Raw genomic sequence first — 15474 nt, forward strand, 5'->3', positions numbered from 1 at the left:
TCGGGAACTCGTTTCCACGATCCAGGACTGAATATGAGCATCGCCGGTCTCGACGACACCGGACACAAGCGCGGCGCGGTCGAGCAGATTCTCGGCCAGGTGCCCGCGTGGCTGTGGTTCGGTGCCGGCCTCCTGTTGCTGTTCGTGATCGGCGGCAACCGCGCGCTGCAGGACGCCGACACGTACTGGCAGATCGTGGTCGGGCAATGGATCATCGATCATCGCGCCTTGCCCACCATCGACGTCTATTCGTTCACCAGGGCCGGCGAGCCATGGATCTCGTCGTCTTGGCTGGCGCAGGTGCTTTATGCCGCGTCGTATTCCGCGTTCGGCTGGGCCGGGCCGGTGATCCTCGCAGGGCTCGGAACAGCGGCGGCGTCCGCGCTGCTGGCGCAGATTTTATCCCGGCGATTTGCGCCGACGCATGCGGTCATCGTCGCGATGGCCGCCGCCGTGCTGTCCGCACAACATTTTGTGGCGCGTCCGCATCTGCTGGCGCTGCCGGTGATGGTGGCGTGGGTTTCCGGTCTGGTGAACGCCAGCGACGAGCGCAGGGCGCCGTCGTTCTGGCTGCTGCCGCTGATTGTGCTGTGGACCAATCTGCATGGCGGCTTCGTGCTGGGGTTTGCGCTGGTTGCGCCGTTCGCGCTCGACGCGGTGTGGAACGCGAACGCGACGCAACGAATTTCGCTGGCGCTGCGCTGGGCGGCGTTCGGCCTGTGCGCCGTGATCGCAAGCTGGATCACGCCCTATGGCTGGAATTCGCTGCTGGCTGCGCGCAGGATTCTCGATCTCGGCAACGCCATGGCGCAGATTCCTGAATGGCAGCCGGTGGATTTCAGCAGCATCGGTCCGTTCGAGGTCTGTCTGCTTGCGGCGCTCGGTTTAGCGCTCTGGCGCGGCATCGTGCTGTCGCCGCCGCGCATCCTGCTGGTGCTCGGGCTGCTGCACATGGCGCTGTCGCACAACCGCAATATTGAGGTGTTCGCGCTGCTGGCGCCGCTGGTGCTGGCGAAGCCGCTGTCCGTGCGGTTCGGCCGCAGCGATGTCGCGCACGGCTCGCGCGGCATCCCGGGTAGCGTTGCAGTCTTGCTCGCGACGTCGCTCGCGATCTGGGCCTTTACCGCACGTCATACGTTCACGCCGATGGTTATTCAGACACCCGCTGCGGCGGTCGATGTGCTGAAGGCGCGCAAGGCGGAGCGGATACTGCACAATGCGGGTTTCGGCGGCTATCTCATCACGCGAGGCATCCCGGTGTTCTTCGATGGCCGCGGCGAACTGTACGGCGATGACTTCCTCGTCAGGACATTCGATGCGCTCGCGCTCAAGGACGTCGGCTCGTTCCTTGGCCTGCTCGAGACCTACAAGATCGGCGCCACGCTCCTGACGCCCGCCACGCCCGCCGCCGGTCTGCTCGATCGTCTCGATGGCTGGCAGCGCATTTACGCAGACGATGTGGCCGTGGTTCACGTCCGCAAAGCGGGTACGCCGCGATGACGACGCAAAACCTGAACGGAGTCGCTTCGCGCTCTGTCATGCCTGTGCTGGCCGGCATCGCCGTTTTTGCCGGATTGCTCCTGCTGGGCAACCGCATGCTGGCCGATCCCGACACCTTCTGGCAGATCGAGATCGGGAAGCGGATCCTCGAGAGCGGGGCGGTGCCGCAGCGGGATGTGTTCTCCTTCACCATGCAGGGCCAGCCATGGATTTCCACCCAATGGCTGGCGCAGGTGTGTTTCGCGCTGGCCTTTTCGCTCGCGGGCTGGGCCGGACCTGTGGCGCTCACTGCAGCATCGATCGCGCTCGCATTCGCGCTTGTCGTCCGTGTCCTCGAGCGGCATCTCGATGGCACGGCTGTGCTCGTTCTTTCCATGATGGCATTCGCTCTGGCGTCGCCGCATTTTCTTGTCAGGCCCCATGCGCTTGCGATGCCGGTGATGGTGGCGTGGATCGCGGCGCTGATCGCCGCGGCGGATCGCGGCCAGGCGCCACGGCTTTGGTGGCTGGCGCTCATGATCTTGTGGGCCAACCTGCACGGCAGTTTCGTGTTCGGTCTTGCGCTGATCGGACCGATTGCGCTCGACGCAATCCTGAACGCCCCGCGCCCGTCGCGCGTGCGTCTGATGCTTCGTTGGGCTGCGTTCGGGATTCTGGCGCTCGCGGCGAGTTGCCTGACGCCCTATGGCTGGAATGCGCTGCTCGCCGCACGCAACATTCTCAATCTCGGCGACGCCTTGCTGATCATCACCGAATGGCGGCCGGTCGATTTCTCGCGTTTCAATACCGTCGAGGCGTGCCTGCTGCTGGGCGTCGGTATCGTGCTGTTCAAAGGCCTGACCCTGCCGCCGGTCCGCATCCTGCTCCTGCTCGGGCTCGTTCACATGGCGCTTGCGCATGTCCGCAACGTGACAGTGCTGGCGCTGCTCGCACCGGTCGTTCTCGCCGCACCGCTGGCGATATGGTTTCCGCGTTCGGATCGCGCGTGGCTGTCGGGTGTGCGTCCGCGCGTCGTGGCCGCATCTGCAGCCGTGGTGCTCGTCGCGCTAACGGCTGTCGCTATCACGATAGGCCGATATGCGCCGCCGGCGGGCGTTGGACCTGCAGTCGCCGCGCTGAAAGCGCGAGGCGTCTCGCGGGTGCTGAACGACTATGATTTCGGCGGCTATCTGATCGCGGCGGGCATTCCTGTCGCCATCGATGGACGAACCGAACTGTACGGCGAGCGTTTCATGATCGAGTTTGACCGCGCAATGACATTGAAGAGCCCCGCGACGCTGTTCGACGTGATGGATCGATACCGTATCGATGCCACGCTGCTGATGCCCGCGACACCGGCCGTGAGTCTGCTCGACCGTCTTGAAGGCTGGGAGCGGATTTACACCGACAATGCCGCCGTTGTTCACGTGCGCAAGCCTGACGCTCCTGTGGGCCACAGAATCAAGTCAGCCGAAAGCGTGCAGCGATGAGCGTACAGGCGATCGAAGCTGCACAGGCGGAACGCAATACGTTTCCCCTATGGGTCGGCCTGATCGTCTATGCGGTGATGCTGGCTGCGGGCAATCGCCTGCTGCACGATCCGGATACGTATTGGCAGATCGCAGTCGGCCAATGGATGGTCGATCATCGCGCCGTGCCGTGGACCGACACATTCTCATTCACGATGCAGGGGCAGCCGTGGCTATCGACCCAATGGCTGGCGCAGGTGATCTACAGCCAGTTCTATGCATGGTTCGGCTGGGCCGGCCCCGTCGCGCTGGCGGCACTCGCGATCGCGACGACGTATGCGCTGCTGACCCGGTTTCTGGTTCGTTATCTGGCCGATGTGCCGGTGATGATCCTTCTCCCGGTGTCTTTCCTGATGGCGCTGCCGCATCTGTACGCGCGCCCTCATGTGCTGGCGCTGCCGGTGATGGTCGCATGGGTGGGCGCGCTGTTGACGGCAGCAGAACGCCGCGAGGCGCCGCCGTTCGTGCTCGTCCTGTTGATCACGCTCTGGGCCAATCTGCACGGCGGCTTCGTGCTGGGTCTGATGCTGATCGGGCCGATTGCGCTCGACGCCGTTCTGAATGCCGAAGCGCCGGCGCGGATGCGGCTGATGCTGCGCTGGTTCGTCTTCGGCCTTGTCGCGCTCGCGGCGAGTTGCGCCACGCCCTACGGATGGAATTCGCTGCTGGCGGCGCGGGCCATTCTCAATCTCGGCGAGGCGCTGAAGCTGATCCGTGAATGGGCGCCCGCCGATTTCAGTTTTCTCGGGCCAATTGAGGCAGGTGTTCTTCTGATCGTCGCACTGGCGTTCATGCGGGGCATGAAGCTGCCGCTGATGCGCAACGTGCTGTTCGTCGGCTTGCTTTACATGGCGCTGGCGCACATCCGGAATGCCGACGTGTTCGCGCTGCTGGGGCCGATGGTGGTCGCGGCGCCGCTCGCCGCTCAGTTCGGCGGCCGCGGCAACGACGTTGGCTTGGCGTTTCCGCAGCCGCATGGACTTGCGGTGTCGGTCGCCGTCGCCTTGATGGTCGCGCTGACGGCCGGCGCGTTCGCGGTGAACCGGTATCGTCCGGCCGAAAATGTAACGCCTGTGGCGGCGGTCAAATTTCTCAAGGAGCGCGGCGCGAAGCGCGTGTTCAACGATTACGAGTTCGGCGGCTATATGATCGCGCAGGGTGTCGCGCCCTATATCGACGGCCGCACCGAACTCTATGGCGAGAAGTTCGTCCTCGAGCACAAAGATGCAAGCAGGCTGCTGAATCCTGTTGGATTTTTCGAACTGCTGGAGCGGTACGGAATCGATGCGACGTTGCTGAACCGGACCACGCCGGCAGCGCTTATCCTCGATCAGGTCGATGGCTGGCGGAAGGTCTTCAGCGACGATCAGGTGGCGGTTCATGTCCGTGACCCGTCGGCGCGTCACACAGCCGAACCAAAAATAAAGCCGGCTTCAAACTGAAGCCGGCTCAGTCGTCATTGCGAGGAGCTCTGCGACGAAGCAATCCATCTCGTTTGTTCAAGGCTGGATTGCTTCGCTTCGCTCGCAATGACGTTTATTGACGATGCCGCCGCGCGCGGCGCGGAAGTTCCTGGGCATTGGCGTCGAACAGCGTGATCGAGGGCTCGGCCTGCGCCTGAACCTGCTGACGCGGCAGCAATCCCTGGCGCTTGGCCGCGTAATAATAGCCACCCGCATAGTAGGCGACGGCGCGGTTGTGATTGCCGCCCGCGGCGCGATAGGCGCCCGCGAGATATTTCACGGCGTAGGTCAGGTTGGTGTCGGGATCGAGCAGGCCCTGCGCGCTGCCGGTGTAGCCGACGCCGCGCGCGGTCGCGAGCTTGATCTGCATCATGCCGTAATTGCCCTTGCTGACGGCGCGCGGATTGTAGCGGCTTTCGCGGACGATCACGCGATGCACGAGTTCAACGGGAACACCGTTCGCAGCGGCGTGACTTGCAACCATGGACTCGTAGTTGGCGCGTTGTGCGCTGGCGGGATGAATCAGCATCATCGCCGCTGCCGCGGCGAGCAAAATTCGTTTCATGATGTCTGTCCTCAGCGAGATATTTGAAAATGGGTTCAGCGTGGAACGCAATGCCGACGCGACGAACGGCCCGGCTCAACGGCAGCGGGCGCTAAGAGTTCCAATGCGGAGCAAATGTGGAGAGAAAGTGTCGATAGATTCCGCGCGCTGATGCGACGTAATTAACGCACTGATATGAGTGGCTTGGAGCTATGCGAACGCGCGGGTTAGCTATGCGCGCTCGTTTGCGCTCACATTCACTGCAAGTTCGGCAACGACGTCACCGCGACGCTGATCGAGCCTTCGGCTTCGGTGATGATGCGCAGCGTATTTGAATCGAAAGCGATGCTGCCGAGCCGCACGCTCGACACCGATGCATCGACGCGAATGCCTTCATCGTTCTTGCGGAAATCTGCAACGATCGCTGAAATTTTTTGCTGGGCGTTGGCGGCGAAAGTTTTCAGGTCGATGGTCGCGCGTTGCTCCAGCGCGCTCTGAAGATAGGGGATAGCGGGGCGCGCGGCGGCTCCTAACAGGCCGAATGCCGAATTGGATTCCACCGCGAGTTCGAGATCGGTCAGCCGCAGGATCTGCTGCTTCTGATCGAGCACCGGGCGGCCCCAGATGTGAATCGTCGCTTCGCCGCCGAAACCGAACCAGCTTGTTTTTTCCTTGGCGTTGACGAGCAGGGAGATCAGCAGCCGCTGACCGGCGGCAGCGACGTTCGCGCTTTTCACTGTCACATCCACCGAACCGCTGCCGTCTTCGGGAAACTTGCGGCCTTTCAGTTGCGTTTCGACGATCTTGTTCACTTCGGTGAACGGCAGATCGATCGGCACACCGATGGCGATGCGGCCGCGCTCGGGCGGCGGCATGATGTCGAGAGTCGCGGGGAACGGACAATCCGGCTTGGTCTCTGTGGGCAGCACGCGCGTTTCCGCCTGCAGACCGAGCGTGAAGTTGACCGAGTTGGCATCGATGCGCGGCTGTGCCGCCATGGCCCGCACCGGCCGCATCTCCAGCCACAGCGTCGGCATTCCCTTTGCCGCCGGAGGTAGCGGGATCGAGCGGCAAAGCTTGGCCCATTCGCGCCGCGCATTCTGCTCGAGCGAGCGGTCGTTGCGCAGCCGCGCCTGCAACAGCGCCATTTGCTCGTTGACGGTTTTGTCGATCAGCGGCTTGACCTGCGCCGGCACCGCGACTTTCGCGCCCGCGATCGTGAGACTGCTGTCGCCGAGCGTGACCTGCGCGGTGAGCTTGGGATCGATGCGCCACTCGCGCAGAACTTCAGGCTTTGAGGTGATCGCGACGTTGCCGTGGATCGCGGCATTGGCATTCAACTGTTTGATATTCACGCTGCCGAGTTGTTTAGCGGCGTTGTTGCCGAGCACATTTCCCAGCACGTTGCCGAGCGCAGTGCCGCTTGCCGCCGATAATGATCCGAGCACCGTCAGCTTGCCGTCGAGCGGCGTCGACAGCGATAGTGCGTTCTGCACGCCGGAGGCGGCAATCGGTCCGCGAGCGACGGTCCAGTTGATATCGGCGTTCTGGAGAATCTGGCTGACGGGATTTTCCGCCTTGCCGCCGAGGTTGCGCGGCGCGGCGCGATCAAGTCCGTCGCGCAGTGCGGCGATTGAGATGGAAATCGGCGTCAGGATTTCGGAATTGCGCGCCACCGGCGGCAGCGGCGGCAGTTTCGTCAGCACCGGCTTCTCGACAACGGCCGGCCAGAACCGGTTCATCGCATAAAGGCTGACGGCGAACGATGCGGCAAGCACCGCCAGTCCGAGCAAAATGAATTTCAGGCGCATAACGACTCCGGCCGCATCACAACAGCGATGCTACAACCCGCGTCCGACGCACGCCACCCCGCGCGCTAATGGAGTGGATTTGACATTCGCTACCAAAGCGCAACGAGCCCATGAAGCGAATGTCAAATCCAAAACTCCACTAGAAACTTATACTTGCTAGTGGTCCATCGATTCTAACATTCGCAAGAAGGCCTGCTGAAATGGGGGCGAATGTTAGAATCGGACCACTAGCGGTAGCCCGGATCGACTTACCGCAGATCTCTCGGAAGCAGCTTGTCCTTCGAAACCTGCGGCGGCTTTTTCTGCAACGCCGGGACTGCCGGCTGGCCCGGGCGCGGCACGGCGGACGGCACCTGCGGAGCGCCGAGCCGGTTGGGCACACCGAGCCGGTTGAGAATTCCCGCCGGACCTTGCATCGACGGTGCGCTGGGCACAGCCGATGGCCGCTGCAATCCGCCCAGCATGCCGGGCTGCCGCGCGATTGCAGGTTGGTTCGCTAGCCCCGGCTGGTTTGGAAGAGGTGGCCGCGAACCAAATTGACCCGGTGCACCGGGCGTGCGCTGGAATCCGCCGGGCGGCGGTGCTCCTGGCGCGCGCTGGAGTCCGGGCTGATTTGGCAGACCGCCGGGTTGTCGCTGCATACCCGGCTGCAAATTGCCGCGCTGTCCCGGCTGGTTTTGCAGGCCCGGACGTCCCGGCTGGCCGGGTTGATTCAGGCCCGGACGATTTAGCTGACCGGGTTGATTGGGCTGACCGGGTTGATTCTGCTGACCCGGACGGTTCACTCCCGGCTGCTGCCGCTGACCGGGTTGATTCAATCCCGGTTGTTGCCGTTGTCCGGGCTGGTTCAGGCCGGGCTGCCGCTGCTGTCCCGGTTGATTCAATCCGGGCCGTTGTCCGGGCTGATTGAGTCCGCCGCGCTGTGGAGCGCCTTGATTGAAGCCTGGCCGTCCGAAGGCCGGCGGACGATTCGGATTCTGCATGCGGAAATTACGTTGCTGCATCACAACGCGCCGTCCGATGTCCTGCATGTTGTGAACGCGTTGCATGAATCCGCGATCGCGCGCGACCATCTGCGCGGACATCGGCATCGCGGACATGCGCATGCCGAACCCTTGCACCATGACGCCGCGCACGGTGAAACCGCTCGCGGCTTGCGTCAGCATGCCGAGCGGCGCGCCGTCGCGGGCCCTGACTTCGATGCGGCCGACCCTGCCGTCGGCGTCGGGATAAAGCTTGACCCCGACATTGCGGGCATTGGCGGCGCTGGCCGCGGCGCCCTCAGGCACTTCGACGACTCCTGTCGTGCCGCGAATGCCGAGCGTTGCGGTTGGCGTTTCGATCTTCATGTCGCCAGTCTTGGCAACGGCGGCAGCGACGAAAGCCATGGTGCCGCGCGTGACATTGATCAGCGCAGCGTTGTCCTTAGCCCCTTCCTGATAGATGAAATTGTCCACGACGACGCGCGAACTTGCGGAGAGATTGAGCGTGGTGTCGTCGCTGAACGTGACGCCGAGTGTCGAACTCTTGCCGGTCTGAAGAATGTCGCCCTTGAAGATCTCGTCCTGCAGTTTCAGCGGGCCGGTCATGCCGTTGCGCGTCACCGTTGCGGTGCCTTTCAGGATCGCGACGTTGCCGGCGGGCTCGTCGGCGGCGGGCTGCGATGTATCGGCTGCCGGCTGATCGGGCTGCGTTGTCGGTGCGGACGGTTGCGCCGCCGGCGCGGGGCTTGCCGGTTGTGCGGGCGCCGCCTGGGCGAGCCGGAGGGCTTGTTCGGCATGCGCGGGCGCAAGGGCGAGGCCGCACAGGATCGATGCAACGAGCAGGCCGGAACGGATCAAAGCAATCACCTGCTCAAGGACCAATCGGGTAGCCGGGTAATGTCAGTATTTCTGACAGTCCTCGCATGGCGATGCAACGCTGTGCGCGCCGTAGGCGGAGGCTTTCCATTGCAATTATGGGTGGAATAGGTCGGCGTTTCCCGGCATGCGTACGCCTTATGTGTACGCAGGAGCGCGAAAGGTTCAAAAAATCGCGTCAGCCGTCGCGCGAGATCAGGCCGCCTGCAACGCGCCAGGCTTCGATGCCGCCCTGGATATGGCGGACGCGGGTGAGCCCGGCGTTCTGCGCGGCCTGCACCGCCATCGCGGAGCGTTCGCCGAACGCGCAATAGAACAGCAATTGATTGCTGGTTGTCGTGCCGAGCTGGTGAAGGACGCCGCCGGGCTTCACATTATCTTCGAGAGCGGGATAGGGCGCATGCAGCGAGCCCGGAATGACGCCGTGCTTTTCGCGCTCGCGGCGCTCGCGCAAATCGATCAGCACAACGTCCGGCCGCCCGACGATGTCCTTGGCTTGCGTTGCCGACACCGCCCAGCCGCGCCGCGCGACTTCGTCCTGCGCCAGACCCATGTGAAGGTTTGCCGGAACGGCGACGTCCATCATTTTCGGATTCGGCAGGTGCAGGCTGTTCATGAGATCGACGTACTGATCGACCGATTTGACCTGAAGGCGTGGATTGCAGGCCTTCTCCTCGCCGATGGTCGAGACGGTGTCGCCCTTGTAGTCGTGCGCGGGAAAGATCAGCGTCTGGTCGGGCAGCTTCAGTAGGCGACCGAAAATCGACTCGTACTGCGCGCGCGGGTCGCCGTTCTGGAAATCGGTGCGGCCGGTGCCGCGAATGAGCAGAGTGTCGCCGGTGAACACCCGGTCGGGCAGGATGAAGCTGTAGGAATCGTCGGTGTGGCCCGGCGTGTAGAGTACATCGAGGCTGAGGCCTTCGATGTCGATCTTGTCGCCGTCGGACACGCGCATCGACACCACATCGACGCCGCTCTGTTCGCCCATCACGGTGATGCAATGGGTCTTGTCGCGCAGCGCGCCGAGGCCGGTGATGTGGTCGGCATGGATGTGCGTATCGACCGCCTTGATCAGCTTGAGATCAAGGTCCTGCAGAAGCTGGATATAGCGATCGACCTTCTCCAGCACGGGATCGATGATCAACGCCTCGCCGCCCTGCCGGCTTGCAAGGAGATAGGTGTAAGTGCTGGAAACGCTGTCGAAGAGCTGGCGGAAAATCATGGAAACATGATTGCAGATTTCCGCGCGCGCGATCAAGGGCTGACCGCCTCACTCAATCCGGTAACCCGATCAGTGCGACGTGTAATGCGTAAAGATCGGGACTGATATCTTGCCTAGAACATGCCCAGCACGATCGCGCCGACGAGGATGAGCGACGCATAAGCGGCGACGACGCTCAGAGGTCCGACGATGGTCATGGGTGTCTCCCTTGGCTCAACGCTGGGCAAGTAACGCGGACGCTACCAAGACGTTCCCGGTGCGAAAAAGGCAGACTTGCTGTCGCATCACCGCGGCGTCGCGCGATCATGGTTAAAAAACATTGAATAACAATACGTTGAAGAAGCTTTAATTATCTTCGGTGAACTTGCGCGGATGACGCGTGGAGTTAGTTGGTTCGTAGTCGGCTCCCTTGTCCTCGTTGCGCTGGCGGGTTGCGGCCGCGGTTTCATGACCGCGGAACGTGAACCCTGGCGGGCCGAGGCGGAAAAGGCATGCCTGAAATCCGGTGCAGTCAAGGAGACCGCAGACCTTGTCCGCATCGATCCGATTTCCGGACCGGGCGCCTGCGGTGCTGAATTTCCGTTGAAAGTGGTCGCGCTCGGTGAGTCGATGAGCAGCCTCGGTTATGCCGGCGATCTGCGTCCGCCCGGAAGCATCGGCAACCAGCCGCGCTGGCCGGTGTCGCAACAGCCTCCGTCCTATCAGCAGCCATCATATGCGTCGCAGCCGTCGTCGTATCCGTCGCAGCAGCCGTATCAGGCGCAGCGTCCATATCCACCGCAGTCCGGCCCGCCGATGCGATTGAACGCGCCCGGGACCGAGCCGCCTGACGAGGAAGATCTTGAGGCCGCGTCCGATGCACCGTCGCCCGCGCCGGGCCGCGCGCCGCGCGCGCCCTACGCCGCGCAGCCTTATCCTCCCGCGAGCCAGCCCTACACGCCGCCGCGTCTCGGTCCGTCGCAGGGATCTCCGGTCAACAGATTCGGTTCGGTCACGCTCAAACCCGCCGCGACGCTGGCCTGTCCGATCGTGTCCGCACTCGACCGTTGGCTGGCGGACTCGGTTCAGCCCGCCGCGCAGCGCTGGTTCGGTTCGCCGGTCGCGGAGATCAAGCAGATATCGGCCTATTCGTGCCGCGGCATGAACGGCAATTCGCGCTCGCGTATTTCAGAACACGCCTTCGGCAACGCGCTCGACATCGCCTCGTTCACGCTCGCCGACGGACGGCGTATTTCGGTCAAGGACGGCTGGAAGGGCTTGCCGGAAGAGCAGGGCTTCCTGCGCGATATTCAGGGCGCTGCGTGCCAGCAGTTCAACACGGTGCTGGCGCCGGGCTCGAACGTCTATCACTACGATCACATTCACGTCGACCTGATGCGGCGCGCAAGCGGCCGCGTGATCTGTCAGCCCGCCGCCGTTTCCGGCGAGGAGATCGCGGCACGTGCGGCGCCGCGCGGCGGATATGCGGCACGCGACAATGGCATCACCGGCTCGATCGGGAAGAGGGTCAAGAGCGTCTTCGCGCGCGGTCCGCTGTCGAAGGAAGACCGCGAGTCGATCGAAGACGAATCCCGCGTCAGGGAACGCTGATTTCAGCTGTTCTAGTGGTCCGATTCTAACATTCGCCTCTCAGTGCAGCGGTATCCTTGCGAATGTTAGAATCGACGGACCACTAGCAAATATAAGTTTCTAGTGGAGTTTGGATTTGACATTCGCTTCACGGACTTGCCGCTACGTCAGGTAGCGAATGTCAAATCCACTCCACTAGCGAATGCGATAGCCGGCGAGGAAAAGCCGCGCCGCGCTGTCGACCACCGTTGCGATCTGCTCCTTCGTCGGCGCGGGCTTGGCCTGAAAGACGTAGGGCTCGAACAGTGTCGCCTGACACATTCTCATGAATTGAGCCGCGGCGAGTTCGCAGTCGTCGATCGCGAGTTCTTTGGCGCTGACCCGCGCCGCGAGGTAGGTCGCGAGCAGGCGCATGGTGTGGGCGATGACACGGTCGTAGAACCGGCGGCCGACGTCGGGCATCCGTTCCGCGATGGCCATCACGGTTCTGACCGCCGAGCCGCCGTCCGGTCGGCACAGGATTTCGATATAGGCGCGGCCGAAAGCGCGCAGGCTGCTTTCGGCGTCCAGCGCGGGGTCGAAATTGAACGCCGTCTTGCCGTGCTCAAGGGTTTCCTGCTCGACAATGGCCTCGAACAGCCGGTTCTTGTCGGTGAAGTAGACGTACAGCGTCCCCTTGGAGACACCCGCGGCCCGCGCGATCTCGTTCATGCTGGCGCCGTCGAAACCCAGATCCATAAAGACCCGCCGCGCGCCATCCATGATCTGGTGGCGTTTCGCGCTGTCTTCGTCGCCGGAGGCGACGGTGAGGTGGGTCTGTGCAACCATTTGTTTAGGTTGTTTTTCCGTTTCGCTGTGGAGCGCGCCGCCGGAAGGGCTGCGGGACGCGGATTACGATATCGAGATATCTGTCAAAATTACCATTGACCGAACCGTTCGGTCAATGGTAATTTTGTCGCACGCTGGGCATGATCCCGGAGCCGGAAACGGCTTCGGAAAAAAGAACGAAAAAGCCACGCGCAGATGCTGATGAATTGCCGGCGCGCAAGCGCCTCTCCGGATTTCGCTGTTTTGATACTTGATTGGAGGCCGTGATGGCCGTGCCTGCCCGAGACCAGGTTGCAAGGGTTGTTCACCCGGAGCCTGATTCATCCGAAACCGACGCATCGCGCGCGGACATCGAGCAGCGTGCGCGTCCGGTCGAGCAGCCTGCAAACGATGCACCCGAGGCAGCGCCACCTGCTGAGGCGAAGGACGAATCCGCGAAACCGAAATCCCCCACCCGCAAGCGCGTCCTTGTCGGCGTCGGTGCGGTTGCGATCCTCGCCGGCATCTACTTCGGCTATCACTATATGGTCGTCGGCCGTTACATGGTCACGACGGATGACGCCTATGTCCGCGGCTACAACACCACGCTCGGGGCGCGGGTCTCCGGACATATCGCCGCGATCGCCGTCGAGGACAACGCGCGGGTCGGCGCGGGCAGCGTCATCCTTCGCATCGACGACGGTGACTACCGCATCGCCGCCGACAACGTGCGCGCGAAAATTGCCACGCAGGAAGCGACCATCGACCGGATTGGCCGCCAGGTCACGGCGCAGGAGAGCGCAGTGGATCAGGCGAAGGCGCAGCTTGCCTCCGCCGATGCAGCGACCAAGCGCGCGGAAGCGGACTTCGCGCGGCAGGAGACATTGAACACCAAGGGATTCGCGTCGAAGGCGACGTTCGACGTGTCGCAAGCCGGCCGCGATCAGGCCCTGGCATCGGTTCAGGCCGCGCAGGCGGCGCTCGAAGCCGCGCAGGCCCAGGTCGATGTCGTCAAGGCGCAGAAGGCGGAAGCCGAAGGGCAGTTGCAGGAATTGCGCACAGCGCTCGCCAAGGCGGTGCGCGACCTGTCGTTTACCAGCGTGCTTGCCCCCGTGGACGGCACATTCGCCAACCGCATCGTCAACGTCGGCGACTACGTGCAGCCCGGCCAGCGGCTTGCCAATATGGTGCAACTCGACAACGTCTATATCGACGCCAACTACAAGGAGACGCAGCTCGGGCGGCTCAAGCCGGGCCAGCGAGTCAAGATCACGGTCGATGCCGTGAGCGGCCGCACCATCAACGGCATCGTCGACAGCATCGCGCCTGCGTCGGGCTCAATCTTCACCCTGTTGCCGCCGGACAACGCCACCGGAAACTTCACCAAGGTGGTGCAGCGCGTCCCGGTTCGTATTCGCGTTCCAGCCTCCGTCGCGCGGGAAAACCTGCTGCGCCCAGGCATGTCGGTGGTGACCTCGGTCAACACGAAACCCTCGCCGGACGGGGTCGATCCGATCGTCGCCCGGTAGCCGCGTGCGGGATCGCGCATCGCCGATCGCAGGGACAATGTGATGGCGTCAAATACCGCATCGCCGACCATGGACGGCGCCCCGGCCGCACCGGCGCCGGAAGAAACGATCAGCACGCGGCGGCTGATAGCGTTCCTGATCATGGTGTTCGGGATGTTCATGTCGATCCTGGACATCCAGATCGTCTCGGCATCGCTGGCTGAAATCCAGGCCGGTCTGTCGGCCAGCACCAGCGAAGTCGCATGGGTGCAGACCTCGTATCTGATCGCCGAAGTGATCGCGATTCCGCTGTCGGGTTTTCTATCCCGTGCGCTCGGCACGCGGCTGCTGTTTGCGATCTCCGCTTCCGGATTTACCGTGGCGAGCTTCATGTGTGGCATGACCTCGACCATCGAACAGATGATCCTGTGGCGCGCGATCCAGGGCTTCGTCGGCGCGGGCATGATTCCGACCGTGTTCGCGTCGGCCTATACGGTGTTCCCGCGCAACAAATTCCACATCGTCGGCCCGATCATCGGCCTCGTCGCCACGCTGGCGCCGACCATCGGCCCGACGGTGGGCGGCTACATCACCGACCTGATGTCGTGGCACTGGCTGTTCTTCATCAATATCATCCCCGGGATCGCCATCACCATCGGCGTGCTGGCATTGGTCGATTTCGATGAGCCGAATTTCGAACTGCTCCAGCATTTCGACTGGTGGGGGCTGGCTGCGATGGCCGGCTTCCTCGGCTCGCTCGAATACGTGCTGGAGGAAGGCCCGCGTAACGACTGGCTGCAGGACGAATCCATCTTCTTCTTCGCGGTGGTCTGTGTCTTGTCTGCCGTGGCTTTCTTCTATCGCGCGCTGACGCAGAAGGAGCCGATCGTCGATATCCGCGCCTTCACCGACCGCAACTTCGCGCTCGGCTGCATGTTCTCGTTCTGCGTCGGCATCGGCCTCTATGGCCTGACCTACGTCTATCCGCGTTATCTCGCGGAAGTGCGCGGCTACAGCGCGCTGATGATCGGCGAGACCGTGTTCGTGTCCGGTGCGGCGATGTTCGTCAGCGCACCTATCATCGGCCGCATGATGACCAAAGTCGATTTGCGTCTGATGATCGCGGCGGGGTTGCTCATTTTCGCGCTCAGTTCATGGATGATGACCGGGATCACGCGCGATTGGGATTTCTATGAATTGCTGGTGCCGCAGATCCTGCGCGGCGTCGGCATCATGATGGCGATGGTGCCGGTCAACAACATCGCGCTCGGCACGCTGGCGCCCTCGCGCCTGAAGAATGCGGCAGGGCTGTTCAACCTGACGCGCAACCTCGGCGGCGCGGTGGGGCTTGCGCTCATCAATACCATCCTCGACAGCCGGACCGACCAGCATATCTCGCGACTGCATGACAAGGTTACCTGGGGCAATGCGGTGGCGGTCGAGACGCTCAACATGCTGACCCAGAAATTCCAGGGCGCGGGCAACGCCTCGCTGATGGCGCTGAAGCAACTGTCGCAGATCGTGCACCGGCAGGCGGTGGTGATGAGCTTCGGCGATGCCTTCTTCATCCTGGCGTGCTTCTATCTTGCACTGACCGTGCTGGTGCTCTTCGTCAACAAGCCCAACATGATGGGCCCGCCGCCGGACGCGCATTGAAGTCGAGCCGCGCCCGTGGCACATCAG

11 protein-coding genes are annotated in these 15474 nt (G+C 63.1%); 6 read left to right on the forward strand and 5 right to left on the reverse strand.

Translation table 11 applies throughout. The features are described 5' to 3' along the window. The first annotated feature begins 33 nt into the window (after window positions 1-33). From HNQ36_RS23215 to HNQ36_RS23225, 3 genes are read left to right on the forward strand one after another with little or no spacing between them, the layout of a single operon-like run. A complete protein-coding gene (locus HNQ36_RS23215) occupies window positions 34-1500 on the forward strand; it encodes a hypothetical protein (protein ID WP_184089527.1) in 1467 nt (488 codons plus the stop codon). Further along, the gene (locus tag HNQ36_RS23220) at window positions 1497-2969 is read left to right on the forward strand and encodes a hypothetical protein (protein WP_184089530.1); all 1473 of its coding nucleotides are present in this window, start codon (window positions 1497-1499) and stop codon (window positions 2967-2969) included. The genes HNQ36_RS23215 and HNQ36_RS23220 overlap by 4 nt, the downstream gene beginning before the upstream one ends. Continuing rightward, on the forward strand, window positions 2966-4450 hold the full coding sequence (locus HNQ36_RS23225; protein WP_184089533.1) for a hypothetical protein: 1485 nt from the start codon (window positions 2966-2968) through the stop codon (window positions 4448-4450). The genes HNQ36_RS23220 and HNQ36_RS23225 overlap by 4 nt, the downstream gene beginning before the upstream one ends. Window positions 4451-4544: 94 nt before the next feature. Here HNQ36_RS23225 and HNQ36_RS23230 read toward each other — a convergent pair whose 3' ends face one another. The 4 genes from HNQ36_RS23230 to HNQ36_RS23245 form a co-directional block, all read right to left on the reverse strand. Further along, window positions 4545-5036, reverse strand: a complete 492-nt coding sequence (locus HNQ36_RS23230) for a transglycosylase SLT domain-containing protein (protein ID WP_184089536.1) — start codon at window positions 5034-5036, stop codon at window positions 4545-4547. 236 nt (window positions 5037-5272) lie between these two features. After that, a complete protein-coding gene (locus tag HNQ36_RS23235; protein WP_184089539.1) occupies window positions 5273-6826 on the reverse strand; it encodes a DUF4403 family protein in 1554 nt (517 codons plus the stop codon). Between the two features lie 248 nt (window positions 6827-7074). Beyond that, complete coding sequence (locus tag HNQ36_RS23240) at window positions 7075-8667, reverse strand: FecR domain-containing protein (protein WP_184089542.1); 1593 nt, start codon at window positions 8665-8667, stop codon at window positions 7075-7077. 196 nt (window positions 8668-8863) lie between these two features. Further along, complete coding sequence (locus tag HNQ36_RS23245; protein WP_184089545.1) at window positions 8864-9907, reverse strand: MBL fold metallo-hydrolase; 1044 nt, start codon at window positions 9905-9907, stop codon at window positions 8864-8866. 372 nt (window positions 9908-10279) lie between these two features. On the opposite strand from HNQ36_RS23245, the gene HNQ36_RS23250 reads away from it, so the two are divergent. Continuing rightward, window positions 10280-11497, forward strand: coding sequence for an extensin-like domain-containing protein (locus HNQ36_RS23250; protein WP_184089548.1), 1218 nt, complete (start codon window positions 10280-10282; stop codon window positions 11495-11497). Window positions 11498-11671: 174 nt separating this feature from the next. Here HNQ36_RS23250 and HNQ36_RS23255 read toward each other — a convergent pair whose 3' ends face one another. Next, entirely contained in the window at window positions 11672-12304 is a 633-nt protein-coding gene (locus HNQ36_RS23255; protein WP_184089551.1) for a TetR/AcrR family transcriptional regulator, read from the reverse strand. A 266-nt stretch (window positions 12305-12570) separates the two neighbouring features. Between HNQ36_RS23255 and HNQ36_RS23260 the strand changes: the two genes are divergently transcribed. Both HNQ36_RS23260 and HNQ36_RS23265 read left to right on the forward strand, forming a co-directional pair. After that, entirely contained in the window at window positions 12571-13812 is a 1242-nt protein-coding gene (locus HNQ36_RS23260) for an HlyD family secretion protein (protein ID WP_184089554.1), read from the forward strand. Window positions 13813-13854: 42 nt separating this feature from the next. After that, the gene (locus HNQ36_RS23265) at window positions 13855-15447 is read left to right on the forward strand and encodes a DHA2 family efflux MFS transporter permease subunit (protein WP_184089557.1); all 1593 of its coding nucleotides are present in this window, start codon (window positions 13855-13857) and stop codon (window positions 15445-15447) included. Window positions 15448-15474: the final 27 nt, after the last annotated feature.

It is taken from the genome of Afipia massiliensis, assembly GCF_014203115.1.
Lineage (GTDB): Bacteria > Pseudomonadota > Alphaproteobacteria > Rhizobiales > Xanthobacteraceae > Afipia > Afipia massiliensis.

What these genes read in the sequence shown, in the direction of transcription:
- HNQ36_RS23215 (WP_184089527.1), top strand. Translation starts at nt 34, where the DNA reads ATGAGCATCGCCGGTCTCGACGACACCGGACACAAGCGCGGCGCGGTC.
- HNQ36_RS23220 (WP_184089530.1), top strand. Translation starts at nt 1,497, where the DNA reads ATGACGACGCAAAACCTGAACGGAGTCGCTTCGCGCTCTGTCATGCCT.
- HNQ36_RS23225 (WP_184089533.1), top strand. Translation starts at nt 2,966, where the DNA reads ATGAGCGTACAGGCGATCGAAGCTGCACAGGCGGAACGCAATACGTTT.
- HNQ36_RS23230 (WP_184089536.1), bottom strand. Translation starts at nt 5,036, where the DNA reads ATGAAACGAATTTTGCTCGCCGCGGCAGCGGCGATGATGCTGATTCAT.
- HNQ36_RS23235 (WP_184089539.1), bottom strand. Translation starts at nt 6,826, where the DNA reads ATGCGCCTGAAATTCATTTTGCTCGGACTGGCGGTGCTTGCCGCATCG.
- HNQ36_RS23245 (WP_184089545.1), bottom strand. Translation starts at nt 9,907, where the DNA reads ATGATTTTCCGCCAGCTCTTCGACAGCGTTTCCAGCACTTACACCTAT.
- HNQ36_RS23250 (WP_184089548.1), top strand. Translation starts at nt 10,280, where the DNA reads ATGACGCGTGGAGTTAGTTGGTTCGTAGTCGGCTCCCTTGTCCTCGTT.
- HNQ36_RS23255 (WP_184089551.1), bottom strand. Translation starts at nt 12,304, where the DNA reads ATGGTTGCACAGACCCACCTCACCGTCGCCTCCGGCGACGAAGACAGC.
- HNQ36_RS23260 (WP_184089554.1), top strand. Translation starts at nt 12,571, where the DNA reads ATGGCCGTGCCTGCCCGAGACCAGGTTGCAAGGGTTGTTCACCCGGAG.
- HNQ36_RS23265 (WP_184089557.1), top strand. Translation starts at nt 13,855, where the DNA reads ATGGCGTCAAATACCGCATCGCCGACCATGGACGGCGCCCCGGCCGCA.